Origin of the sequence: Oceanicella actignis (assembly GCF_900111545.1) — a bacterium.
Classification (GTDB): domain Bacteria; phylum Pseudomonadota; class Alphaproteobacteria; order Rhodobacterales; family Rhodobacteraceae; genus Oceanicella; species Oceanicella actignis.
Genome location: NZ_FOHL01000002.1, coordinates 514,263 through 536,780, shown reverse-complemented (window position 1 = coordinate 536,780; position 22,518 = coordinate 514,263). Strand labels below are relative to the sequence as shown.

Genomic DNA, 22,518 nt, shown 5'->3' with positions numbered 1-22,518 from the left:
GCGCCCGCGGGCCGGTGACGACGTCGCCCCCCAGATCCGAAGCCCGGCCTTTAGCGCATAGGCGCGCGCGCCGCAAGAGGGGGCGCGCGCGGCGTTGGCGCCGGGGCGCGGGCGGCCTATCGTGCCGCCGGGTCGGGGCGGAGCGGAAGGGGTTGCGGATGAGCGGCGGATCGGCGGGGCGGCCCGCGCTGGGTTTCGTCTTCGCGGCGGTGATGATCGACGCGATGGGCATCGGGCTGGTCATGCCGGTGATGCCGGCGCTCTTGCGCGAGGTGACGGGGCTGGGCCTCGATGGCGCGGCGCGCTGGGGCGGGGCGCTGTCGCTGTGCTACGCGGCGATGCAGTTCCTTTGCGCGCCGCTTCTGGGGGCGTTGTCGGACCGGCGCGGGCGCCGGCCGGTGCTGCTGACCTCGCTGGCGGCGCTGGGGGCGGCCTATCTGGCCATGGCGGCGGCGGGGTCGATCTGGACCCTTCTGGCGGCGCGGCTGGCGGCGGGCGCCGCGGCGGCCACGCATTCGACCGCCTACGCCTATGTCGCCGACGTGACCGCGCCCGAGCGGCGGGCGGCGCGCTTCGGCCTTCTGGGCGCGGCCTTCGGGCTGGGCTTCGTGCTGGGGCCGGCGCTGGGCGGCGCGTTGGGCGAGCTTGGGCCGCGCGCGCCTTTCCTGGCCGCCGCGGCGCTGGCTTTCGCGGCGGCGGGGCTGGGCCTGGCGGCGGCGCCCGAATCGCTGCCGCCCGAGCGCCGGCGCCGCCGCCTGTCGCTGCGCGGGGCGCACCCGCTGCGCGCTCTTGCGCGCGCGGCGCGGATGCCGGGCATGGGGCCGATCCTGGGGGCGGTGCTGCTCTACGATCTGGCGATCTACGCCTATCCCTCGGTATGGAGCTTTCACGTCGCCGCCGCCTATGGCTGGAGCGCGGGGCAGGTGGGCATGTCGCTGGCCGCCTATGGGCTGGTGTCGGGAATGGCGCAGGCCTGGCTGATCCGCCCGGCCCTGGCGCGGCTGGGCGAAAGGCGCACGGCGCTGATGGGGCTGGGGGCCGATGCGCTGGGCGCGCTGGGGCTGGCGGCGGCGCTGGGCGGTTGGAGCGTCTATGCGCTGATGCCGCTTCTGGGCGCGGCGGCCATGGCCGGGCCGGCGATGACGGCGATGCTCAGCCGCCGCGCAAGCGAGGCCGCGCAGGGCGAGCTGCAAGGCGTGCTGGCGGCGCTGTCGGGCGCGGCGGCGATGATCAGCCCGCCCGTGATGACCTGGATCTTCGACCTGTTCGTCGGGCCCGGCGCGCCCTTCCACGCGCCCGGCGCGCCCTTTGCGCTGGCCGCGGCGCTGGCGGCGGGGGCGGCGTTGCTGCTGGCCGCGCGCGCCTGAGGCGTCGCCCGCCCCCGGGTGCGAAGAGCATCGCCCGGCCCCGGGCGCGTAGAGCGTCGCCCGGCCCCGGGCGCGAAGAGCGTCGCCCGCCCCCAGGCGCGAAAGAACCTCGCCCCCCCGGGCGCGAAGAGCATCGCCCGAGCCGGCGCCGCCGGCGGCGCACGCTCAGTCGAAGCGGTAGAAGGCCTCGTAGATCGGCTGCAGCGTGCGCTCGTCGAACAGCGAGGACACCGAGGTGTCGTTGCCCACGTTCAGGATCGCCTGCGCGAAGAGCGGCGCGACCGACACCGCGCGGATGTTCGGCGCGGCCTTGGCTTCGGCCGGCAGCGGGATCGAGTCGGTGACCACCAGGCTTTCCATCGCCGAGTTCGACACCCGCTCGACCGCCGGGCCCGAGAGCACGCCGTGCGTGATGTAGGCGTGCACGGCCTCGGCGCCCTCGTCCTTGAGCAGCTGCGCCGCCTTGCACAGCGTGCCCGCCGTGTCGCAGATGTCGTCGACGATCAGGCAGATGCGGTCCTTGACCTCGCCGATGACGGTCATCTCCTCGACCACGCCGGGCTTCGAGCGACGCTTGTCCACGATCGCCAGCCCCAGGCCCAGGCGCTTGGCCAGCTCGCGCGCGCGCGCCACGCCGCCGACGTCGGGCGAGACCACCGTCAGCTTCGACAGGTCGGGGAAGTGATGGCGGATGTCCAGCGCGAAGACCGGCGAGGCGTAGAGGTTGTCTACCGGGATGTCGAAGAAGCCCTGGATCTGGCCCGCATGCAGATCCATGGTCAGCACCCGGTCCACGCCGGCCTGGGTGATCAGATTGGCCACCAGCTTGGCCGAGATGGGCGTGCGCGCCGCCGTGCGCCGGTCCTGACGGGCGTAGCCGAAATAGGGAATCACCGCCGTGATGCGCTGGGCCGAGGATCGGCGCAGCGCGTCGGCCATGATCAGCAGCTCCATCAGGTTGTCGTTGGCCGGGTTGCAGGTCGACTGGATGATGAACACGTCCTCGCCGCGGACGTTGTCGTAGATCTCGACGAAGATCTCCTTGTCGTTGAAGCGCTCGACGCGCGCGTCGGCCAGCTCCATGGGCGCGCCGCGATAGACGGTCATGCGCCGGGCGATGGCGTTGGCCAGCGCCGGGTTCGAGTTGCCGGCGATCAGCTTCAGATTGATGTCCGCCTTCATCTTTCGTCGCCCCTTCCTGTCATGGCCGCGCCCGCCGCCGGCTCCGCCGCGCGGGTTGCGCCGACTGATTGCGCCGCCTGTTCGCGCCGCCTGCGCCCGCCGCCGGCTCCGGCTCCGGCGCCCGCGCGCGGGCTCGGCCGCCTGCGCCCGCGGCCGCGTGCGCCCCATACCATCGGGCGGGGGGGTTGCAAAGCCCGATGAACGGGTCATTCTGGCGCAAACGCCCGTAAGGAGACCGAACGAATGCCGCAGGACGCCCCCGATCCCGCCGCCGATTCCGCAGCCGAGCGCGTGATCGAGTATTTCTTCTCGCCCCTTTCGCCCTTTTGCTGCCTTGCGGGGCTGCGGCTGGAAGAGATCGCCGCGCGCCACCGCGTCAGGGTGCGCTACATTCCCTTCGACATCATGAAGGTGTTCGCCGCCGTCGGCGCCCAGCCGGTGGGCAAGCGCCATCCCTCGCGCCAGGAATACCGCCTGCAGGAGCTGCGCCGCCTGGCGCGGCTGAGCGGCATTCCCCTGCGCCTGTCGCCGGCGCACTGGCCGACCGACCCCGCGCCCGCCTCGATCGCGCTGGTCGCGGCGCAGCGCGCCGGGGCGGGGGATGTGGGCCGGGCGGCGCATGCGCTCATGCGCGCCTGCTGGGTCGAGGAGCAGGACATCGCCCGCCCCGAGGTCATCGCCCGCGCGCTGGCCGAGGGCGGCATCGACGCCGGCGCGCTGAGCCCCGACGCGCGCGACCGGGCCGAATACGAGGCCAACGCCGATCTGGCGCTGGCGCGCGGGGTGTTCGGCGCGCCCTTCTACATCGTGGGCGACGAGCGCTTCTGGGGCCAGGACCGGCTCGGGCATCTGGACCTGCACCTGTCGGGGCTGCTGTGAGCAAGGCGCGCGTCGAGCTCGACGGGCTGTCCTTCGCCCTGCGCCGCGCCGGCCCCGAGACGGGGGGCCGCGCGCCGGTCCTGCTGGCGCATTGCTCGCTGGCCCATTCGGGGCTGTGGCGCCCGATCATGGATGCGCTGGCCGACGAGCGGCGCTGCGTTGCGCCCGATCTGCCCGGCCATGGCGCCTCGGCCGCCCCGCCCGAGGGCGTGACGCTGCCCGATCTGGGGCTGCGGCTGTGCATCCGCCTGCTCGAGGAGCTGACCGAGGGCGGCGCTCGCCCGGCGCATGCGGTCGGCCTGTCGCTGGGCGCGGCGATCCTGGGCATGGCGGCGCGCGAGCGGCCCGACCTTCTGGCCAGCGCAACGCTGATCGAGCCGGTCTATTTCCACCTGCTGCGCCTCGCCGGCCGCGAGGAGGAGGCGCGCGAGGAAGAGGCGCTCATGGCCGAGGTCGAGGCGCTCTGGCGCGCCGGCCGCGGCGCCGAGGGGGTGCGCCGCTTCATGCAGGTCTGGGGCGCGCCCGGCGGGCTGGCGGGCCGGGGCGAAGAGGGCCTGGCCTATGCGCTGCGCTGCTACGGCCATCTTCGGCGCGACTGGGACCGGCAGCGCGCGGGCGGGGGGCTGATCTCGGCGCAGGACATCGCCGCGCTGCGCACGCCGCTTCTGCTGGTCGACGGCGCGCGCACGCCGCGCCCGGCGGCGGCGGTTCTTGATGTGATGCAGGCGCTGAACCCGGCGGCGCGGCGCGTGACCATCGCCGAGGCGGGGCATCTGAGCCCCGTCACCCATCCGGCCGAGACGCTTGCGGCGCTGCGCGCCTTCTGGGACGAGGTCGAGACCCCGGCCCCCGGCGCGGCGCCCTGCGACCCGGTCGGGGCCGGGCCGCTCGGCTGATCCGACCCGGCGCGGCGCGGCGCGCCGCGCGCATCTGGCGCCGGGGGGCGCGATCGGCTATGCGGTCCCTCGATCCGACATCCGAACAGGAAGCCCGCCATGCCCGAGCTCGACCTGGACTTCGTCCGCGACCAGTTCCCCGCCTTCCGCGAGCCCTCGCTGCGCGGCTGGGCGTTCTTCGAGAACGCCGGCGGCTCCTACGCCTGCCGCCAGGTGATCGACCGGCTCGACCAGTTCTACCGCCGCACCAAGGTGCAGCCCTACGGGCCCTATCCGGCCTCGCGCATGGCGGGGGCGTGGATGGACGAGGCTTATGAGCGCATGGCCCAGTGGCTGTGCGTCGGCCCGGACGAGGTGCATTTCGGCCCCTCGACCTCGCAGAACGTGCAGGTGCTGGCGAACGCCTTCCGCCAGATCTGGGCCGAGGGCGACGCGGTCATCGTCACCAACCAGGATCACGAGGCCAACTCCGGCCCCTGGCGGCGCCTGGCCGACGCCGGCATCGAGGTGCGCGAGTGGCGCGTGGACGAAGAGGGGCGGCTCGACCCGGTGCGGCTCGACGCGCTGCTGGACGACAAGGTGCGCCTCGTCGCCTTTCCCCACGCGTCGAACATCGTTGCGCAGATCAACCCGGCCGCCGAGATCTGCGCGCGCGTGCGCGCGGCGGGGGCCGTGTCGGTGGTCGACGGCGTGTCCTTCGCGCCGCACGGCCTGCCCGATGTCGAGGCGCTGGGGGCGGACGTCTACCTGTTCTCGGCCTACAAGACCTTCGGCCCCCATCAGGGCGTGATGACCGTGCGCCGCGAGCTGGCCGACCGCCTGCCCAATCAGGGCCACTTCTTCAATGCCGGCGACATCCGCAAGAAGCTGGTTCCCGCCGGCCCCGACCATGCGCAGGTCGCCGCGCTCGAGGGCGTCGTCACCTACATGGAGGCGCTCGACGCGAAGCACTTCCCCTCCTCGGCGGCGGCGGACCGGCGCAACGCGCGCGTGCGCGCTCTGATCCGCGCCGCCGAGACGCGGCTCCTGGCGCCGCTCATGGCCTATCTCGAGGGGCGTGGCGACGCGCGGCTGCTGGGGCCGGCCGATCCGGCCGGGCGCGCCCCGACCCTGGCGCTGGACACCCGCCGCGACCCGCGCGAGGTCGCCGAGCGCCTGGCCGAAAGCCGCGTCATGGCCGGGGCGGGGCATTTCTACGCCTGGCGGCTGATCGAGGCGCTGGGGATCGACCCGCGCCGGGGCGTGCTGCGGCTCAGCTTCACGCATTACGCCTCGGACGAGGAGATCGACCAGCTGATCGCCGCGCTGGACCGGGCGCTCTGAGCCATGCGCGTGGTGGGCGGAGCGCTGCGCGGACGCCGCCTGGCGGCGCCGGGCGCGGCGGGGGGCGGCGCGGCGCATCTGCGCCCGACCGCCGACCGCGTGCGCGAGGCGCTGTTCAACATCCTGGCCCATGGCGTGCCCGACCAGCCGCCCCCGCCGCAGGGGCGGCGGGTGCTGGACCTGTTCGCGGGCACCGGCGCGCTGGGGGTCGAGGCGCTCAGCCGCGGCGCCGAACGCGCGACCTTCGTCGACGACCTGCCCGCCGCCCGCGCCCTGATCCGCGAGAACGTCGAGAATCTGGGCCTGATCGGGCGCGCGCGCATCCTGCGCCGCGACGCGACCCGGCTCGGGCCGTGCCGCGAGCGTCCCTATGATCTCGTCTTCCTCGACCCGCCCTACGCGCAGGGCCTGGGCGAGCGGGCGCTGGCTTCGGCGCAAGAGGGCGGCTGGCTTGCGCCCGGCGCGCTGATCGTGTGGGAAGAGGCCGCCGAGGTCGAACCCGCCCTCCCTGCCTGGGCCGAGCTTGTGGACGCGCGGCGCATGGGGCCGGCCTCCCTGCGCATCCTGCGCGCGCGCTAGCGCGCCGCCCCGCTCCGCCGGGCTGGGCCGGCGCAGGGCAAGGGCGGGGCGGAGCTTGGCAGACGACTCGCGCGAACGCGCCGGCCGGCGAGAAGGCTCCCTGGCGCGGAGTTCGGCGGATGACGCGCAAGAGAACGCGCGGGCCGGCCGCCGGTTCCGGGGCGCTGGGCGCAGCGCCCGGGGCGCGCGCGAGAAGGCGCGCCGGTCCGGGGCGCGGGCGCCCGCCGCGCCGGCCGGCCTCGGCGCCCATCCCCAGGCGCGGGCGGATAGGCGGCGCGGGCCGCGCCTTGTCGTTGCCTCTGGCGCCGCGCGCGCGGGCCGCTATGTTGATGCGCGGACAATCCATGTCGCAGCGAGAGGAACCCGTCATGACCATCGAACCCGGCCAGCGCCTGCCCGAGGCGCGTTTTCTGGAGCTTGGCCCCGAGGGCCCCGTCGAGGTCCCGTCCGAGGCGCTGTTCAAGGGCCGCCGCGTGGCCGTCTTCGCCGTGCCCGGCGCCTTCACGCCGACCTGCTCGAACGCCCATCTGCCCAGCTTCGTCAAGGCCGCCGGAGAGCTGAGCGAGAAGGGCGTGGACGAGATCGTCTGCATCGCCTCGAACGACCCGTTCGTGATGCGCGCCTGGGGCGAGGCGACGGGCGCGCTCGAGGCCGGCATCCGCATGCTGACCGATCCCGACGGCGCCTTCGTGCGCGCGCTCGGGCTCGACTTCTCGGCTCCGCCGGCGGGGCTCTTCAACCGCGCCAAGCGCTTCTCGATGCTGGTCGAGGATGGCGAGCTCAAGGTCCTCAACGTCGAGGACAACCCCGGTCAGGCCGTGTGCTCGACCGGCGAGGTGCTGGTGGACATGATCTGATCCGCCCCGGCCGGACGCGGCCGCGCGCCGCCTCCGGCCCTTGCGGGCGCGGCCGGGGCGGCGATGGCCCATGCGCATCCTGCCCGGCGGCGCGAGGCGCGGCCTTGCCCGCGCAACAGCCGCGCCGCCTGTCGCGCCTTCATCGCTCCCGAACCCGTATTGGCGGCGGCGGCGTGCGCGCCGGGGGCCGGCCGCCCGCCCCGGCCCGTTGCGCGGCCCGGGGCGGGCGCGATTCCGAAGGGTTGCGCGCAAGGGCCCGCGGCGGCCGGGACTTGCGGGGCGGGGCGCCGGCCGCGCGCCGCGCCCGCCTCAGCCCGGCGCGCCGCCCGCGCCGCGCGCGGCGCGGGCGCGGGCCGAGCACAGATCCTCGACCGGCTCCGAGTGGTCCAGATGCACGCGCGCCTCGGGGCCGGCCAGCGCGTCCATGCGCCGCGCCAGGCGCAGGTCCAGCTCGCTCAGCCCGTCGCAGTCATGGGTCGAGAGCGTCACGTCCACGACGTTGTAGACATTCGTCCATTCGGGATGGTGGTTCAGCTTCTCGGCCCACAGCGCCGCGCGGGTCATGAAGCCCCACGCCTCGACGAAGCTCTTGAACTCCCAGATCTTGCGGATCGCGTCGCGGCCCGGAACCGCGCGCCAGCCCGCGCGGCCCAGCTCGGGCAGCGCCGCGGCGCGCGCGTCGTCGTCAAGCGGAGCGGTCATCGTCGTCCTCCTGCGTTGCGGGGCCGGGGGCGCCCTTGCGGAATGGCGCGCGCGCGCCCGCCCAGGCGATTTCGCGCGCCACCGCCGTGCGCTCGGCCGCCAGCCAGTCGTCCAGCGCGGCGCGAAAGCCCGGATCGGCGATCCAGTGCGCCGACCAGGTGGGCCGGGGCTCGTAGCCGCGCGCCAGCTTGTGCTCGCCCTGGGCGCCGGCCTCGACGCGCGACAGGCCCATCTCGATCGCCGCCTCGACGGCCTGATGATAGCACAGTTCGAAATGCAGGAAGGGGCGGCGTTCGAGGCAGCCCCACCAGCGGCCGAACAGCGCCTCGCGGCCGATGAAGTTGAGCGCCCCCGCGATCGGGCGCCCCTCCCGCTCGGCCAGGATCAGCAGGATGTCGTCGCGCAGATGCGCATGCGCCTCTTCGAAGAAGGCGCGCGTCAGATAGGGCCGCCCCCATTTGCGCGCGCCCGTGTCCTGGTAGAAGCGCCAGAAGGCGTCCCAGTGCTCGGGGCGGATGTCCTCGCCCGTCAGGCGGCGGATGCGCAGGCCCTCGGCGCCCTCGCGTCGCTCGCGCCGGATCTGCTTGCGCTTGCGCGAGGACAGGGCGGCCAGAAAGTCGTCGAAGCCGCCATAGCCGCGGTTGAACCAGTGGAACTGCTCGCCCATGCGCGGCAACATGCCCAGCCCCTCGGCCAGGCGCGCCTCGTCCTCGGTGCAGAAGGTGACGTGCAGCGAGGACATCCCCGCCCGCGCCGCGACGCGCGATGCGGCGCGCAGCAGCGCCGCCGCCGTCCCGGGCGGGGCGTGCGCGCCGGTCAGCAGCCGCCGCCCGCCGACCGGGGTGAAGGGCACGGCCGATTGCAGCTTGGGGTAATAGCGCCCGCCCGCGCGCTCGTAGGCGTCGGCCCAGGCATGATCGAACACGTATTCGCCGAAGCTGTGCGACTTGACGTAAAGCGGCATCACGGCCAGCGGCGGCGCATCGTCCCGCCCGGCCGGGCGCAGGGTCAGATGGGCGGGCGTCCAGCCCGAGCCCGGCCCGACCGAGCCGCTGTCCTCGAGCGCCTTGAGGAAGCGGTGCGTGACGAAGGGATCGGCGGGGCGCCCGCCCGCGGCCGCCTCGGGCGCGGCGCAGGCGTCCCAATCGCGGGCGGGCAGGGCGCCGACGCCCTCGACAAGCGTCGCGACGAAGCCCTCGCCCGGCGCGTTCATGGCCGCGCCGCCCTCAGGCGCCTGGCCGCGCGGCGGGGGCGGGGCGCCGGGCCGCGTAGCCCTCGAAGGTGACGTTGTCGGCGTGCTCGCGCGCGCGGTCGTCCTCTTCCTGCGAGCGGGTGGTCCAGCACAGCACCGGCACGCCCCGCGCCCGCAGCGCCGCGCAGGCCGGCGAGGGGAAGTCGCGCGCGCCGAACGAGACGAAATCGGCCCCGAGCGCGTCGAAATCCTCGAGCCGCGACAGGCGCCCGCGCTCTTCCTCGCTCAGCGAGGCCAGCGCCTCGGCGTTGCCGTAGCCATACGAGACCAGACCCCGCGCCCATTGCGGCGCGTTGTCGCGAAACCAGGCGATCACCCGCGGATCGAAGGACATCACCGCCACCGGCCCGCGCGCGCGCGGCAAGAGCTCGGCCACGCGGCGCTCGAGCGGGCCGACGCCGACGTCGATGTGCTGGCGCTTGATCTCGATGAGCAGCGGCGTGTCGACCAGCTCCATCAGCTCGGCCAGGGTGGGAATGGTTTCCGTCCCGCCCATCAGGGTCATGCGCCCGAGCTCGGCCGCGCTGCGCGCGCGCACCGGGCCGGCATGGCCGGGAACGAGGCGGTCGAGGCAGTCGTCGTGGAACACCATCGCCTCGCCGTCGGACGAGATCTGCACGTCGGTCTCGACGCCGTAGCCCGCCGCGCAGGCGGCGCGGGCGGCGGCGCGCGAGTTCTCGGGCGCGCGCGCGGGGTCGTTCAGGTCATGCAGCCCGCGATGGGCGATGGGCATGCCCCGGAAGTCGGGATGAAGGCGGGTCATCGGATCTCGAACACTCCCTCGACCTCGACCGCCACGCCCAGCGGCAGCGAGGGCACGCCCACCGCGGCGCGGGCATGCGCGCCGATCTCGGGGCCGAAGACCTCGGCCATCAGGTCCGAGGCGCCGTTCATGACGATCGGGTGGTTCTCGAAATCGGGGGCGGCGTTGACGTAGCCGGTCAGCTTGACCACGCGCGTCACGCGGTCGAGATCGCCGCCGCAGGCGGTCTTGAGCTGCGCCAGAAGGTTCAGCGCGCAGGCCCGCGCGGCGCGCATGCCCGCGTCGATCTCCATGTTCGCGCCCAGCTTGCCCAGGATCAGGCGGTCGCCCTCCTTGGCGATCTGGCCCGAGACGAAGACCAGATCGCCGCTGCGCACCCAGGGCACGTAATTGGCCGCGGGGGCGGGGGCGGCCGGCAGTTCGATCCCCAGTTCGGCGAGCCGCGCCTCGATGCGTCCGGTCATGGCCTCTCCTCTCTCTCTCGTTGCGCCTTCAGCCCTCGCGCAGGGCGCGGGCGAAATAGTCGGTCAGCGGTTTGGTCAGATAGCTCAGCGGCGATCTTTCCGTCGTCTTTATATAGGCTTCGGCGGGCATTCCGGGAACCAGCTTCAGCCCGCCGAGCTTGGCCTCCTCGCCCTCGTCCATCTGCAGCGTGACCACATACCACGAGCGCCCCGTCGCCTGATCGACGAAGGCGTCGGGCGAGACGCGCAGCACATGCCCCTCGATCTGCGGCGTGGTGCGCGAGGAAAAGGCCGGAAAGCGCAGCGTGGCCGGCTGGCCGGGGTGGATCTGGTCCACGTCGGCCGGGTTCACCTGCGCCTCGATCAGCAGCCGCGCATCGGTGGGCACGATGTAAAGGATCGGGTCGCCCGGGCGCACCACCGCGCGCACCGCGTGCACGGCCATCGAGTGGATGACGCCGCCGATGGGCGCGCGCACCTCCATCCGCTCGAGCCGCTCGTCGAGCGAGGCCAGCCGCTCGCGCAGCTGGTTGGCCTGATACTGGATGTCGCGGGCCTGGGCGATGGCGTCCTCGCGCCGCTGCGCCTCGAGCTCGAGGATCTGGATCTCGATCTCGGCGGCGCGTCCGCGCGCCTCGGCGATGGCGGCGGCCAGTTCGCCGACCTGGCCCTGCAGCCGCGCCTCTTCGCGCTGCAGCGCCAGCAGGCGGCCCAGCTGCGCAAGGCCCTGCTCATACAGCTTGCGCTGGCCCTCGAGCTCCTGCTCGACAAGCGCCAGCTGGCGGCGCAGGGCGTCGGCCTGGGCCTGGGCGCCGGCGATCTGCTCGTCGATCTGGGCGCGGCGCTCGCGCAGCTGCTTGATCTTTTCGCGCAGGGTTCGGCGGCGCGCCTCGAACAGCTGGCGCTGGCCCTCGACGATGGCGCGCGCCTTGGGGTTGACGGCGGCCGCTTCGACCAGCTCGGGATCGAACGAGATCTCTTCGGCGTCGTCGCGCTCGGCCTGCAGGCGCGCGCGGCGGGCCAGAAGCTCCCAATACTGGCCTTCGAGCGCGGCCTTCTCGTTGCGCATGAGCGTGTCGTCGAAGCGCAGGAGCGGCTGCCCCGCCTCGACCCGGTCGCCCTCCTGCACGAGGATCTCCTTGACGATGCCGCCGTCCAGGTGCTGGACGACCTGCTGGCGCGTTTCGACCACGACCCGGCCCGGCGCGACGACCGCGCCGGCGATGTTGCTCAGCGCCGCCCACGAGCCGAAGCCCCCGACCAGAAGCGCCAGCCCGACGAGCCCCGTCAGCACGGCGCGCCGGGCGGGAAAGCGGCGGGCGGGATCGTCGTCGGGCGCGGGGGCCGGCTTGCGGGTCGCGGGTTCGGCGGGGCGGGCGCGCCCGCGGGCGGCCTGGGCGGTCATGGGCGTTCTCCCTTCGCGCCGGGCCCGGCCTTGGCCGCCGGGCCGCCGGGCCCGGGATCGGGCGCGGGATCGGACGCGGGATCGGATGCGGGATAGGGGGCCGGGCGCGGGGCGCGGCCGGCGGCGGAGCCGGGCGCAGAGACGGGCCGGCTCGCGGGCGCCGCCGAGGGCAAAGTTGCGCTCGCCGGGGCGGAGGCGGGGGCCGAACCCGGCGCCGCGCCCCGCGCCGATGCCGCCGCCGATGCTGGGGCCGATGCCGGGGCCGACGCCGGGGCCGATGCCGGGGCCGAACCGGGCGCGGCGGCCGCGGGCGGGCGGGCCGCCGCGGCGCCGGGGACGACCTGCGCGTGGTTGAGAACATGCTGGCGCAGCACCTCGTCGCGGGGGCCGAAGGCGCGGCGCACGCCGTTCTCCATCATCAGGATCAGGTCGCAATGCTGGATGGCCGCGGGGCGATGCGCCATGACGATCACCGCCTTGCCGCGCGCCTTCGCCTCGACGATGGCGCGGTTGAGCGCCTCGGACCCCTCGGCGTCGAGATTCGAGTTCGGCTCGTCCAGGATCAGCACCGCCGGGTCGCCGTAAAGCGCGCGCGCCAGCGCGATGCGCTGGCGCTGACCGCCCGACAGCCGCGCGCCGCCGGCGCTGACCTGGGTGTCGTAGCCCTGGGGCAGGTTCAGGATCATCTCGTGCGCGCCGGCGCGCTTGGCCGCCTCGACCACCTTGGCGTCGTCGGGCCGATCGGACATGCGGGCGATGTTCTCGGCCACCGTGCCGTCGAACAGCGCCACCTCCTGCGGCAGATACCCCACATGGCGCGCCAGATCCTCGTCCGAATACTGATCGAGCGCCGCCCCGTCGAGTCGCACCGTCCCCGAGGCCGGCTTCCACACCCCCGCGATGGCCTTGGCCAGCGTGGACTTCCCCGAGGCCGAGGGGCCGATCACGCCCATCGCCTGACCCGGCTCGAGGCGGAACGAGATCATGCGGATGGTCGCCTGGCTTTCGCCCGGCGCAAGAACCGTCAGGTGCTGCGCCTCGAGGATCGAGCGCGGATCGGGCAGGCGCGTGCGCGGCGGCTCGGGCGGGCTGCGGTCGAGCAGCTCGGACAGCGAGCGCCAGCCCTGCACCGCCCGCTGCAGCAGCGGCCACTGCCCGATCGCCTGCTCGATGGGCGCCAGCGCGCGCCCCATCAGGATCGAGGCGGCGATCATCATGCCGGGCGACACGTCGCCGCGGATCGCCAGATAGGCGCCCAGCCCCAGCATCAGCGACTGCAGGAAGAAGCGCAGCGTCTTGGACGCGGTCGAGAACCAGCCCGTGCGGTCCGAGGCCGCGATCGTGCTTTCCAGCGCCAGCCCGCGCACCTGCGCCCAGCGGTCGAGGATCGCGCGCCGCATGCCCAGACCCAGCACCGTCTCGCCGTCGCGCCGGGCCGCCTCGGTCAGCGCCTCGGCCTCGGCGCCGGCCATGGCGGCGCGCTGCTGCAGCTCGCGCGACAGGCGCTGGTTCAGCCAGGTCAGCGTGACCAGCAGCGCCCCGCCCGTCAGCGCCAGCGCGCCCAGCATCCAGTGGAACGAGAAGATCGCCAGCAGGAACACCGGCGTCCAGGGCATGTCGAAAATGGCGAAGGGCGCCGGACCCGACAGCAGCTTCTGCACCGCCTCGAGGTCGCGCAGCCCCGTGGCCGGGCGCGCGCGCTCGGCCGGCGAGACGGCGCGGCGCAGGATCGCGTCGAACACCCGCCGGTCCAGCCGCGCCTGAAAGCGCGCCCCCGCCCGCGCCAGCACCCGCGCGCGCGCATGGTCCAGAACGCCCATCATCAGGAACAGGAAGCTCATGATCGCCACCAGCGCCAGCAGCGTCGCCTCCGAGCGGCTGGCCAGCACCCGGTCGTAGACCTGGAGCATGAAGATGGGACCGGTCAGCATCAGGAGGTTGACGAAGACGCTGAACAGGGCGACCGAAAGGAACAGCCGCCGGCCCTCGGCCAGCGCCTTGCGCAGCTCGTCCCGTCCCGGGCTTGGCTTGGCGGTCATGGAACCTCGTATGCCGGCGCGGCGTTAACCGCGCGTTTCGATCATGCGCCGATCCTGAGGCCCTGGGCGCCCGGCGGGGCGAGTCGGCAGGGCGAGTCGGGGCGCGGCGGATCGCGCCGCTGCGTCCAGTCATACCAGCCCCGCGCCCCGGCTGCGAGGCGATTGCGCGGCGCCGGCGCAACATCGGGGGGCGGGATGGCCGCGCGCGCGGCGGGGCCGATTGCGCCGGGCAGGCGCTTGCTCTAATCGGTCGGGACCGTCGGCCGCAGAAGCGAAGGGATGTTTTGCCGTGAAGCCGCTTTTCAGATCCGTTCTCGTCGCCTCCGCCCTCGCGCTGTCGGGCTGCGCCGCATCGAACGCCCCCGACGCCTTCGCCGCGGACCCGTATGAGGGCGCGAACCGCGCGGTCCACGGCTTCAACAAGGGCGTGGACACGGTGGCGCTGCGGCCCGCGGCCGTGGTCTACGACGTCGCCGCGCCGGCGCTGGTCAAGCACCTGGTGGGCAACGCGCTGGACACGCTGGCGCTGCCGGGACGCTTCTTCAACCGCGTGCTGCAGGGCGACGTCGAGGCGGCGCTGACGGCGGCGGGGCGGCTGACGGTGAACCTGATCATGGGCCTTGGCGTGCTCGACCCCGCGACCGAGATGGGCCTGCCCAGCGAGCCGACCGATTTCGGCGTCACCCTGGCGCGCATGGGCGTCGAGGAAGGCCCCTATCTGGAGCTGCCGCTTCTGGGCCCGAGCACCGCGCGCGACGCCGTCGGCCTGGTGGGCGACGTGCTGCTCAACCCGCTGACCTACGCCGCCTCGGGCACGCTGGCGGGCGATTACGGCTATCTGCGCGCGCCCGTCGCGGCGGTGCATGGGCGCGCCGGCGCCATGGCCGCCATCGACCAGGCGCTCTACGAATCCGAGGACAGCTACATCGCCGTCCGCAGCGCCTATCTGCAGCGCCGCCGCCGCCAGATCGAAGGCGGCGCCTCGGCCGAGTCGCTGCCCGACATCTACGGCCAGTGACCGGCGCGCATGCGCGACGAAAGAACGAGGTTTTCGAGATGATCAAGATCGGCCGCCGCGGATTCCTGGCCCTGTCGGGCGCGCTCCTGCTGGCGCGGCCGGCGGCGGCGCTCGACGTCGGCGCGGCGCGCGGCTTCGTCGCCGATGTCGTCGGGCGCATCCAGGCGCTGGTCGATTCGGGCCGCCCGCCGGCCGAGCAGGCGGCCGAGTTCCGCCGCATCCTGGCCGAGGTCGCCGACGTCGAGGCCATCGCCCGCTTCGTCGCCGGCCGCCCCTGGCGCGAGATGAGCGACGCCCAGCGCGCCGCCTTCCGCGAGGCCTTCCTCGACTACGTGTCGCGCCTCTATGCGAACATCATGGCCGACTACAAGGGCGAGCGGATCGAGATCGTCGACGCGCGCGATTTCGGCAAGAAGGGCGTGCTGGTCGTCGGCCGCATCCTGCGCCCCGCGGGCGACGGCTCGCAGGTCGAGTTCCTGGTCTCGGATCGCGGCGGCGATGGGCTCAAGGTGGTGGACATGGTGGTCGAAGGGGTGTCCATGCTCCAGACCCAGCGGCAGGAGCTGGCCGCCATGCTCGAGAAGCGCGGCGGCGACGTGGACCGGCTGATCGCCGACCTGCGCGGCTGAGCGGCGCTCAGCCCTTGCGCGGCGACAGGTATTTCCACACGCCCGAGGCGCGCAGCGTCTGCCGCCCGCCGGCGTGAAGCTCGCACTCCATGAACGCCAGCTCATGCGTGGCGCGCACCAGCCGCGCGGCGCCCAGAAGGCGCTGCCCCTTCTTGGCCGCGGCGATGAAATGCGCGTCCATCTGGATGGTGGTGCAGGGGCGATTGCCGCCCGCCGCATAGGCGCCCGAGCCCATGCCGATGTCGGCCAGCGTCAGCGACACGCCGCCATGGCAGACGCCGCCGATGTTGATGTGGTGCGCCTCGATGTCGAGAAAGAATCGCCACTCCGAGTCCGAGACGCGGGCGAAGGAAACCGGGCCGACATGGGCGTTGAAGCCGTGTCCGTGTATGGTGCGCCAGGGAAGGTTGGGGTCGAATTCCATGTCGGATTCCATTCGGGCTTCGCGTTTGGTTGAAAAAACGGAATAGCATTTCGCAATGAGGCAGGCGACAGGAATGATCGTCCGGCGCACGCCGGGCCCCGGTCTGTTCGACATCACCCCCGAGGCGCGCGCCTGGGCCGAAGAGCGCGCGCGCGGCGCCGACGGGCTGCTGACGCTGTTCTGCCGCCACAGCTCGGCCTCGCTGACGGTGCAGGAGAACGCCGATCCCGACGTGCGCCGCGATCTTGAGGACGCCTTCGCGCGCCTGGCGCCGCGCGGCGCGGGCTATCGTCATGCCATGGAGGGGCCCGACGACATGCCCGCCCATCTGCGCGCGGTCCTGTCGGGCGTGAACGTCGCCGTGCCGCTGATCGGCGGCAGGCTGGCGCTGGGAACCTGGCAGGCGATCTATCTGTGGGAGCATCGCGACCGGCCGCACCGGCGCGAGGTCGCGCTGCATCTGCTCTGGGGCTGATCTCAGCCGCCCGCGCGCATCGCGCGCGCCGCCGCCAGCCCCGCGGCGCGCCCCGTGGCCAGGCAGGCGGTCAGCAGATAGCCGCCCGTCGGCGCCTCCCAGTCCAGCATCTCGCCCGCGAAGCGAAGGCGGGGCAGGGCGCGCGCCGCAAGGTCCTGGTCCAGCGCGTCGAAGCGCAGCCCGCCGGCGGTCGAGATCGCCTCTTCGATCGGGCGCGGCGCGGTGACGGGCAGGGGCAGGCGCTTGAGCGCCGCGGCCAGCGCGGCCGGATCGGTCAGCGCCCGGCGCGGCGCCAGCTCGCGCGCCAGGGCGGCGCGCACCGGGTCGAGCCGCGCGCGCTTGCGCAGCCGGTTGGCCAGCGACTCGCCGTGCGGCGCGCGCGCCAGAGCCCGCGCCAGATCGGCCTCGTTCCGGTCGGGGACCAGATCCAGCGTCAACGCCGCCGGCCCGCGCGCCAGCGCCTCGCGCAGCGCCGCCGACAGGGCGTAGACGGCGCCGCCCTCGATGCCGTGGCGGGTGACCACGAATTCGCCGCGCACGCGCAGCGCGCCCAGTTGCAGCGCCGCGCCCTTGACCGGCGCGCCGGCGAAACGCGCGCGCATGGTTTCGGACCAGGGCGCGTCGAAGCCCATGTTGGCCGGCTTGAGCGGCGCGATCTCCAGCCCCAGCGCGCCCAGCGGCGCGGTCCACGCGCCGTCCGATCCCAGGCGCGGCCAGCTGGCGCCGCCCAGCGCCATCACCGTTTGCGCCGCGCGGATGGCGCGCGGCCCCTCGGGGGCGTCGAACAGCGCCGTCCCGTCGGGCGCGAAGCCGGTCCAGCGCCAGCGCGCGCGCAGATCCGCCCCCGCCCCCGCCAGGCGCCGCAGCCAAGCCCGCAGCAGCGGCGAGGCCTTCATCTCGCGCGGGAACACGCGCCCGGACGAGCCGACGAAGGTCTCGACCCCCAGCCCGCGCGCCCATTCGCGCACCTCGTTCGGGCCGAAGGCGTCGAGCGCCCGGGCCAGCGCCTCGGACATCGGGTCGAAGGCGGCGCGAAAGCGCTCGGGCGGCTCGGCCTTGGTCAGGTTGAGCCCGGACTTGCCGGCCATCAGCAGCTTGCGCCCGAAAGAGGGCTTGGCCTCGGCCACGATCACGCGCAGCCCGGCGGCGGCGATCGCCTCGGCCGCCATGAGCCCGGCGGGGCCGCCGCCGATGACGAGGGCCTGGGTTGTCTCGACGTCTTTTTCGTGCAGCATGACGGTCGTTTAGCGTTTTTGGGCGGTGGCCGAAATGATCAAGGCGATCGAGATCGCGAATTTCCAGCGCCTCGAGGGGCCGGTCCGGATCGAGCTTGGCCGGGTCACGGTGCTGGTTGGCGCGAACGGTTCGGGCAAGTCTTCGGTGCTCAAGGCGGTGCATTGGGCGACCCGGTGCGCCTCGTTGGCGAGCGGCGCCAAGCCGGGCCGGGTGACGCTGGAGCAAATGGACTATGTCCCGTCGCGCGAATTTCACGCCCTTGCCCATCGCCAGCGCCTGCAGGCGAAAGCGCGCCGTGGAAACCCCAAGAAGCCGGTCGTCGTGGCGTTCGAGGATGCGAACGGCCAAAGGACGACGATCGAGGTGAGCGCCGTCAGCAACGAGGCGGGCGTCAGCGCGCCCGCGGACGGGCCCTTGGCCGACGCGCTCACCGCCGAGCAACCGGCCACGGCCTACATTCCGGGCCTTGCCGGGCTGGCCGAGCAAGAGACGATTCTTGCGGAGCCGATCCTGCGGCGCAAGGCCGCCTCGGGCGAAGGCGGGTCGGTCCTTCGCCAGCTCTTGCTCAAGCTGGCGGCCGGGGACAAGGGCGACACGGGCGCCAAGGAACAGGAGCCCGGCGACCTTGCCGAATGGGTTGGCAACGTCATTCCCGGGGTGACGTTCTGGGTGAAGTTCGATCGCCGCCGCGACGCGGTCGTCGAGGCGTGGTTTCTGACGCCGGACATGCGAATCGCCTCGGGCGGCAACAACGCGACCCAACGTCGGCCGCTGGAGATGGCCGGGACGGGCCTTTTGCAGGTCACGCAGATCTTCGCCTATTTGCTCCACTTCAAGCCGACGCTGCTGCTGATCGACGAGCCCGACGCGCATTTGCACCCCTCGGCGCAAGAGCGCCTGATGCGCGCGCTCGAGGAAGCGGCCGAGGCGTTTCCCCAAACGCAGATCATCCTGACAACCCATGCGCCGCGCATGGTGCGCGCGGCGGGCCCTGACACGAGGGTCGTCTGGATGGAGGACGGCAAGGTGCGCGACACGGGCGCGTCGGTGGCCGAGCGGATGGGTTGGGGCGCGCTCGACAAGGACGTGATCCTTTTCACCGAGGACGAGAACGCGGCGATGCTGCAGGCGCTGCTCCAGCAATGGCCCGAATGGTCGCGCCGCGTGGCCGTCTGGTCCTGCTTCGGCGCCGGCGCACTGCCGGATGGTCGCAAGCTGGCGAAGTTCCGCGAACGGCACAGGATCGGGACGCTGGTGCACAGGGACCGGGACTTCATGTCCGACGCGGACGTGGCGAAGTTGCGGGAGAAGAAGGGATGGCGCGAGGAGGACCTCTGGGTCACCCCCGGCTCCGACATCGAGGATTGCTTTCTCGACCCCAAGCACATCGCGCGCGCGCTGGACATTCCCTTGGCGCTGGCCAAACGCGCCCTGGACGATGCGATCGCCGCCCTCGACGAGAACGAAAGCCGGAATGAGTTCGAGGACGCCTATCGCGCGGCGGTGCAGTCGATCCCTTCGGGCGACCGCGTGGCGCCGGGCGCGCGATACGAGGAACTTGGCAGGCACGGTCGCGCGACCATCAAGGGCAAGACGCTGAAGCGGAAGCTTTGGAAGTCGCTTGTGAAAATCCTCAGGCAAGAGGGGTTTGCCGATCGGCTGGGCCGCAAGCAGCGCCTTTGTCGCGGCGATCGCGAGCGGCCCCTTGCGCCTTGCCTGAAGGAAGCGCTCGAGCGGGCGGCGCCCCCCGTCTGACCCCGCGTCGCCTTTGCGCCGCGCGGCGTCGCGCGCGGGCGGCCGGGGCGGGCGGCGCGGCGCCAGAATGCGGGCCGAGCGCACGGCGATGGCGTCGCCGGGGGCCTGGCCCCGCTCTCGACCGTCCTGAACGCCCGGATGCCTTTGGCCGGGCGCCGATCGCCCGGCAGATGCGGGAGATCGGAACATGACCCGGACCGAAGCCGCCGAGCGGCCCGAATTCTTCGCCTTTCGCAACGGCCCCAAGGCCCCCTTGCCCTTCGCGCCCGAGGAATACGCGGCGCGCCTTGCGGGGCTGCGCGCGATCATGGCGCGGCGGGGGATCGACGCGGCGGTGCTGACCTCGATGCATTGCGTGGCCTATTACTCGGGCTTTCTCTACTGCGCGTTCGGCCGGCTCTATGCCTGCGTGGTGACGCAGGGGGCGGCGACGACCGTCTCGGCCAACATCGACGGCGGCCAGCCCTGGCGGCGCTCGGCCTGCGACAACGTCGTCTACACCGACTGGAAGCGCGACAATTTCTGGCGCGCCGTGCGCGCGCTGGTTCCCGCGGGCGCGCGCATCGGGATCGAGGGCGACCACCTGACGCTGCAGCAGTCGGCCAGGCTGGCCGAGTTCCTGGGCGCGCCCGAGACCGCCGACATCGCCCCCGACGCCATGCGCCAGCGCATGGTCAAGTCGCCGGCCGAGATCGCCCTGATCCGCGAGGGCGCGCGCATCGCCGATCTGGGCGGCGAGGCGATGCGCGGCGCGATCCGCGAGGGCGCGCGCGAGATCGACGTGGCCATGGCCGGGCGCGACGCGATGGAGCTGGAGATCGCCCGCGCCTTTCCCGATTCCGAGCTGCGCGACACCTGGGCGTGGTTCCAGTCCGGGCTCAACACCGACGGCGCGCACAACCCGGTCACGACGCGGGCGCTGCGGCGCGGCGACATCCTCAGCCTCAACGCCTTTCCCATGATCAACGGCTATTACACGGCGCTCGAGCGCACGCTGTTCCTTGGGGCGCCGGACGCGGCCTCGCTGACGATCTGGGAGGCCAATGTGGGCGCGCACGAGCTGGGGCTGAGCCTGATCCGCCCCGGCGCGGTCTGTTCCGAGATCTGCGCGCGGATCAACGAGTTCTTCGCCGAGCGCGGGCTGCTGCAATGGCGCTCGTTCGGCTACGGGCATTCCTTCGGCGTGCTCTCGCACCACTACGGGCGCGAGGCGGGGCTGGAGCTGCGCGAGGACGTGGACACCGCGCTTGCCCCCGGCATGGTGGTGTCGATGGAGCCGATGCTGACGATCCCCGAGGGCCGGCCCGGCGCCGGCGGCTATCGCGAGCATGACATCCTGATCGTGACCGAGACGGGGGCCGAGAACATCACCCGCTTTCCCTACGGGCCCGAGGCGAACGTGATCGACGCCTGAGCCCCGCGCGGCCCCGGCGGGGCCGCGCCGCGGCGCGCTCAGCGGGTTTCGAGCTCGTCCATGATGCGCACCAGCATCCCCGCGATGCCCGGCTCGGACAGGGCGTGGCCGGCGTCGGGGACCATGTGAAGCCGCGACTCGGGCCAGGCGCGGTTCAGCGCCCAGGCCGAGACCGGCGGGCAGATCAGGTCGTAGCGGCCCTGGACGATGTGCCCCGGAATGCCGCGCAGCCGCCCCGCGTCACGCAGGATCTGGCCGTCTTCCTCGAGCCAGCCGCCATGGGCGAAGTAGTGCGCCTCGATGCGGCTGAAGGCGCGCGCATAGGCGCCGTCGGGTGCGCCGCCGCCCCCGCGCAGGGTGGCGCAGGCGGCCTCCCAGCCGGCCCACAGGCGCGCATGGACCGTCTGGACGTTCGTGTCGGGATCGGTCAGGCGGCGGTAATAGGCCGCGATCAGGTCGCCGCGCTCGTCCTCGGGTATGGCCTCGACGAAGCGCGACCACGCCTCGGGGCGGAACAGCCCCGCGCCGCCGCCATAGAACCAGTCGAGCTCGCGCCGCGTCATGAGGAACACGCCGCGCAGCACCAGCGCGGCCACGCGCTCGGGGTGGGCCTGGGCGTAGAGCAGCGCCAGCGTCGCGCCCCAGCTGCCGCCGAACACCGTCCAGCGCTCGATGCCCAGCGCCTCGCGGATGCGCTCGATGTCGGCGACCAGGTCCCAGGTCGTGTTCGCCTCGAGGCTGGCATGGGGGCGCGAGCGCCCGCAGCCGCGCTGATCGAACAGCACCGCGCGCCAGCGGCGCGGGTCGAAGAAGCTGCGCATGGCCGGGCTGCACCCGCCGCCCGGGCCGCCATGCAGCACCACCACCGGCTCGCCCAGCGGGGCGCCGCATTCCTCGACATACAGGTCATGCCCGCCGGGAACCTGCAGCCGCATGGTGCGGAAGGGTTCGATGGGCGGATGAAGGGGGCGCCGGGCGCGCGGGTCGTTGTCGCTTTCTCGCATCGTGATGCTATGTCATAGGCCGAGCATCCTTCATGTCCAGAGGCAAACGCATGACCGTCAACACCGTGGATCCGGCCGAGGTGGCGAAATTCGAGGCCATGGCGGCCGAATGGTGGGACCCCAACGGCAAGTTCAAGCCGCTGCACATGCTCAACCCCTGCCGGCTCGACTATGCCGTGGCGCAGATCGCGGCCCAGCACGGGCGCGACCCCGACGCCCCGCGTCCCTTCGAGGGGTTGCGCATTCTCGACATCGGCTGCGGCGGCGGGCTCCTGTCCGAGCCGATGGCCCGGCTGGGCGCGCAGGTGGTGGGCGCCGACGCGGCCGAGCGCAACATCCCCGTCGCGCGCCTGCACGCCCGGCGCATGGGGCTCGAGATCGACTACCGCCACACCACCGCCGAGGCGCTGGCCGCGGCGGGCGAGCGCTTCGACGCCATCCTCAACATGGAGGTGGTCGAGCATGTGCCCGATCCGCAGGCCTATCTGGACGCCTGCGCGACGCTGCTGCGGCCCGGCGGGGTGATGATCTGCTCGACCATCAACCGCAATCCCAAGAGCTTCCTGTTCGCCATCATCGGCGCCGAGCATGTCATGCGCTGGCTGCCGCGCGGCACGCATGAGTGGTCGCGCTTCATCACGCCCGACGAGCTGGCCGCCCATCTGTCGCGCGCGGGTCTTCAGCTGGTCGATCGCAAGGGCTTCGTCTTCGACCCGCTGCGCTGGTCGTGGTCGATCTCGGAGCGGGACCTTTCGGTGAACTACGTCACCGCCTCGGTCAAGCCGCCGGCCTGAGGGGCCGGCGCGGCCCGCGCGGGGCTCGGCGCGGGGTTCGGCGCGGGGCTCGGTTCGGGGC

At 73.4% G+C, this 22,518-nt stretch carries 21 protein-coding genes and 1 pseudogene; 12 read left to right on the top strand and 10 right to left on the bottom strand.

Annotated elements, in window-relative coordinates; genetic code table 11:
• Positions 1-158: 158 nt before the first annotated feature.
• On the top strand, positions 159-1,367 hold the full coding sequence (locus tag BMW67_RS05150) for an MFS transporter (RefSeq protein ID WP_072745645.1): 1,209 nt from the start codon (positions 159-161) through the stop codon (positions 1,365-1,367).
• A gap of 165 nt (positions 1,368-1,532) precedes the next feature.
• Here BMW67_RS05150 and BMW67_RS05145 read toward each other — a convergent pair whose 3' ends face one another.
• Positions 1,533-2,549, bottom strand: a complete 1,017-nt coding sequence (locus tag BMW67_RS05145; protein WP_072745646.1) for a ribose-phosphate pyrophosphokinase — start codon at positions 2,547-2,549, stop codon at positions 1,533-1,535.
• Positions 2,550-2,792: 243 nt separating this feature from the next.
• Between BMW67_RS05145 and BMW67_RS05140 the strand changes: the two genes are divergently transcribed.
• From BMW67_RS05140 to BMW67_RS05120, 5 genes are all read left to right on the top strand, one after another.
• A complete protein-coding gene (locus tag BMW67_RS05140; RefSeq protein ID WP_072745647.1) occupies positions 2,793-3,428 on the top strand; it encodes a 2-hydroxychromene-2-carboxylate isomerase in 636 nt (211 codons plus the stop codon).
• The gene (locus BMW67_RS05135; RefSeq protein WP_072745648.1) at positions 3,425-4,324 is read left to right on the top strand and encodes an alpha/beta fold hydrolase; all 900 of its coding nucleotides are present in this window, start codon (positions 3,425-3,427) and stop codon (positions 4,322-4,324) included. Before BMW67_RS05140 ends, BMW67_RS05135 begins: the two co-directional genes overlap by 4 nt.
• A gap of 99 nt (positions 4,325-4,423) precedes the next feature.
• On the top strand, positions 4,424-5,647 hold the full coding sequence (locus BMW67_RS05130; RefSeq protein WP_072745649.1) for an aminotransferase class V-fold PLP-dependent enzyme: 1,224 nt from the start codon (positions 4,424-4,426) through the stop codon (positions 5,645-5,647).
• Positions 5,648-5,650: 3 nt separating this feature from the next.
• Positions 5,651-6,226 (top strand): 16S rRNA (guanine(966)-N(2))-methyltransferase RsmD, encoded by a 576-nt coding sequence (rsmD, locus tag BMW67_RS05125; protein WP_072745650.1) that lies wholly within the window; start codon positions 5,651-5,653, stop codon positions 6,224-6,226.
• Between the two features lie 368 nt (positions 6,227-6,594).
• A complete protein-coding gene (locus BMW67_RS05120) occupies positions 6,595-7,083 on the top strand; it encodes a peroxiredoxin (protein WP_072745651.1) in 489 nt (162 codons plus the stop codon).
• Positions 7,084-7,497: 414 nt separating this feature from the next.
• On the opposite strand, the pseudogene BMW67_RS05115 reads toward BMW67_RS05120, so the two are convergent.
• The 6 genes and pseudogenes from BMW67_RS05115 to BMW67_RS05090 form a co-directional block, all read right to left on the bottom strand.
• Positions 7,498-7,785 (bottom strand): annotated as a pseudogene (locus BMW67_RS05115) (4a-hydroxytetrahydrobiopterin dehydratase); the annotation flags it as partial.
• Positions 7,769-8,998 carry a GNAT family N-acetyltransferase gene (locus BMW67_RS05110; protein WP_072745653.1) on the bottom strand — a complete coding sequence of 410 codons (1,230 nt, stop codon included), beginning with the start codon at positions 8,996-8,998 and terminating at the stop codon, positions 7,769-7,771. The pseudogene BMW67_RS05115 and the gene BMW67_RS05110, both read right to left, overlap by 17 nt.
• 13 nt (positions 8,999-9,011) lie before the next feature.
• Positions 9,012-9,800 (bottom strand): glycerophosphodiester phosphodiesterase family protein, encoded by a 789-nt coding sequence (locus tag BMW67_RS05105; RefSeq protein ID WP_072745654.1) that lies wholly within the window; start codon positions 9,798-9,800, stop codon positions 9,012-9,014.
• Positions 9,797-10,264: a RidA family protein gene (locus BMW67_RS05100; RefSeq protein WP_072745655.1), complete on the bottom strand. Its 468-nt coding sequence runs from the start codon at positions 10,262-10,264 to the stop codon at positions 9,797-9,799. Before BMW67_RS05100 ends, BMW67_RS05105 begins: the two co-directional genes overlap by 4 nt.
• Before the next feature lie 28 nt (positions 10,265-10,292).
• The gene (locus BMW67_RS05095; protein ID WP_083581047.1) at positions 10,293-11,669 is read right to left on the bottom strand and encodes an HlyD family type I secretion periplasmic adaptor subunit; all 1,377 of its coding nucleotides are present in this window, start codon (positions 11,667-11,669) and stop codon (positions 10,293-10,295) included.
• A complete protein-coding gene (locus tag BMW67_RS05090; RefSeq protein WP_072745656.1) occupies positions 11,666-13,708 on the bottom strand; it encodes a type I secretion system permease/ATPase in 2,043 nt (680 codons plus the stop codon). Before BMW67_RS05090 ends, BMW67_RS05095 begins: the two co-directional genes overlap by 4 nt.
• A gap of 289 nt (positions 13,709-13,997) precedes the next feature.
• Here BMW67_RS05090 and BMW67_RS05085 point away from each other — a divergent pair, with 289 nt between their 5' ends.
• Entirely contained in the window at positions 13,998-14,726 is a 729-nt protein-coding gene (locus tag BMW67_RS05085; RefSeq protein ID WP_072745657.1) for an MlaA family lipoprotein, read from the top strand.
• A gap of 38 nt (positions 14,727-14,764) precedes the next feature.
• On the top strand, positions 14,765-15,355 hold the full coding sequence (locus tag BMW67_RS05080) for an MlaC/ttg2D family ABC transporter substrate-binding protein (protein ID WP_072745658.1): 591 nt from the start codon (positions 14,765-14,767) through the stop codon (positions 15,353-15,355).
• 7 nt (positions 15,356-15,362) lie between these two features.
• Here the strand turns inward: BMW67_RS05080 and BMW67_RS05075 are convergent, their stop codons facing one another.
• On the bottom strand, positions 15,363-15,779 hold the full coding sequence (locus BMW67_RS05075) for a PaaI family thioesterase (RefSeq protein WP_072745659.1): 417 nt from the start codon (positions 15,777-15,779) through the stop codon (positions 15,363-15,365).
• A gap of 55 nt (positions 15,780-15,834) precedes the next feature.
• On the opposite strand from BMW67_RS05075, the gene BMW67_RS05070 reads away from it, so the two are divergent.
• Positions 15,835-16,254 carry a secondary thiamine-phosphate synthase enzyme YjbQ gene (locus BMW67_RS05070; RefSeq protein ID WP_072745660.1) on the top strand — a complete coding sequence of 140 codons (420 nt, stop codon included), beginning with the start codon at positions 15,835-15,837 and terminating at the stop codon, positions 16,252-16,254.
• A gap of 2 nt (positions 16,255-16,256) precedes the next feature.
• Here BMW67_RS05070 and BMW67_RS05065 read toward each other — a convergent pair whose 3' ends face one another.
• Complete coding sequence (locus tag BMW67_RS05065) at positions 16,257-17,489, bottom strand: TIGR03862 family flavoprotein (RefSeq protein WP_072745661.1); 1,233 nt, start codon at positions 17,487-17,489, stop codon at positions 16,257-16,259.
• A 34-nt stretch (positions 17,490-17,523) separates the two neighbouring features.
• Between BMW67_RS05065 and BMW67_RS05060 the strand changes: the two genes are divergently transcribed.
• Entirely contained in the window at positions 17,524-19,245 is a 1,722-nt protein-coding gene (locus tag BMW67_RS05060) for an AAA family ATPase (RefSeq protein ID WP_072745662.1), read from the top strand.
• 187 nt (positions 19,246-19,432) lie between these two features.
• Complete coding sequence (locus BMW67_RS05055) at positions 19,433-20,659, top strand: aminopeptidase P family protein (RefSeq protein ID WP_072745663.1); 1,227 nt, start codon at positions 19,433-19,435, stop codon at positions 20,657-20,659.
• Between the two features lie 38 nt (positions 20,660-20,697).
• Here the strand turns inward: BMW67_RS05055 and pip are convergent, their stop codons facing one another.
• Complete coding sequence (gene pip / locus BMW67_RS05050; RefSeq protein WP_072745664.1) at positions 20,698-21,663, bottom strand: prolyl aminopeptidase; 966 nt, start codon at positions 21,661-21,663, stop codon at positions 20,698-20,700.
• Between the two features lie 32 nt (positions 21,664-21,695).
• Between pip and ubiG the strand changes: the two genes are divergently transcribed.
• Positions 21,696-22,457 (top strand): bifunctional 2-polyprenyl-6-hydroxyphenol methylase/3-demethylubiquinol 3-O-methyltransferase UbiG, encoded by a 762-nt coding sequence (gene ubiG / locus BMW67_RS05045; protein WP_245728454.1) that lies wholly within the window; start codon positions 21,696-21,698, stop codon positions 22,455-22,457.
• Positions 22,458-22,518 lie beyond the last annotated feature (61 nt).

Coding starts and splice junctions, on each gene's coding strand:
- BMW67_RS05150 (WP_072745645.1), top strand. CDS start 159: ATGAGCGGCGGATCGGCGGGGCGGCCCGCGCTGGGTTTCGTCTTCGCG.
- BMW67_RS05145 (WP_072745646.1), bottom strand. CDS start 2,549: ATGAAGGCGGACATCAATCTGAAGCTGATCGCCGGCAACTCGAACCCG.
- BMW67_RS05140 (WP_072745647.1), top strand. CDS start 2,793: ATGCCGCAGGACGCCCCCGATCCCGCCGCCGATTCCGCAGCCGAGCGC.
- BMW67_RS05130 (WP_072745649.1), top strand. CDS start 4,424: ATGCCCGAGCTCGACCTGGACTTCGTCCGCGACCAGTTCCCCGCCTTC.
- rsmD (WP_072745650.1), top strand. CDS start 5,651: ATGCGCGTGGTGGGCGGAGCGCTGCGCGGACGCCGCCTGGCGGCGCCG.
- BMW67_RS05120 (WP_072745651.1), top strand. CDS start 6,595: ATGACCATCGAACCCGGCCAGCGCCTGCCCGAGGCGCGTTTTCTGGAG.
- BMW67_RS05110 (WP_072745653.1), bottom strand. CDS start 8,998: ATGAACGCGCCGGGCGAGGGCTTCGTCGCGACGCTTGTCGAGGGCGTC.
- BMW67_RS05105 (WP_072745654.1), bottom strand. CDS start 9,800: ATGACCCGCCTTCATCCCGACTTCCGGGGCATGCCCATCGCCCATCGC.
- BMW67_RS05100 (WP_072745655.1), bottom strand. CDS start 10,264: ATGACCGGACGCATCGAGGCGCGGCTCGCCGAACTGGGGATCGAACTG.
- BMW67_RS05095 (WP_083581047.1), bottom strand. CDS start 11,669: ATGACCGCCCAGGCCGCCCGCGGGCGCGCCCGCCCCGCCGAACCCGCG.
- BMW67_RS05090 (WP_072745656.1), bottom strand. CDS start 13,708: ATGACCGCCAAGCCAAGCCCGGGACGGGACGAGCTGCGCAAGGCGCTG.
- BMW67_RS05080 (WP_072745658.1), top strand. CDS start 14,765: ATGATCAAGATCGGCCGCCGCGGATTCCTGGCCCTGTCGGGCGCGCTC.
- BMW67_RS05075 (WP_072745659.1), bottom strand. CDS start 15,779: ATGGAATTCGACCCCAACCTTCCCTGGCGCACCATACACGGACACGGC.
- BMW67_RS05070 (WP_072745660.1), top strand. CDS start 15,835: ATGAGGCAGGCGACAGGAATGATCGTCCGGCGCACGCCGGGCCCCGGT.
- BMW67_RS05065 (WP_072745661.1), bottom strand. CDS start 17,489: ATGCTGCACGAAAAAGACGTCGAGACAACCCAGGCCCTCGTCATCGGC.
- BMW67_RS05060 (WP_072745662.1), top strand. CDS start 17,524: ATGATCAAGGCGATCGAGATCGCGAATTTCCAGCGCCTCGAGGGGCCG.
- BMW67_RS05055 (WP_072745663.1), top strand. CDS start 19,433: ATGACCCGGACCGAAGCCGCCGAGCGGCCCGAATTCTTCGCCTTTCGC.
- pip (WP_072745664.1), bottom strand. CDS start 21,663: ATGCGAGAAAGCGACAACGACCCGCGCGCCCGGCGCCCCCTTCATCCG.
- ubiG (WP_245728454.1), top strand. CDS start 21,696: ATGTCCAGAGGCAAACGCATGACCGTCAACACCGTGGATCCGGCCGAG.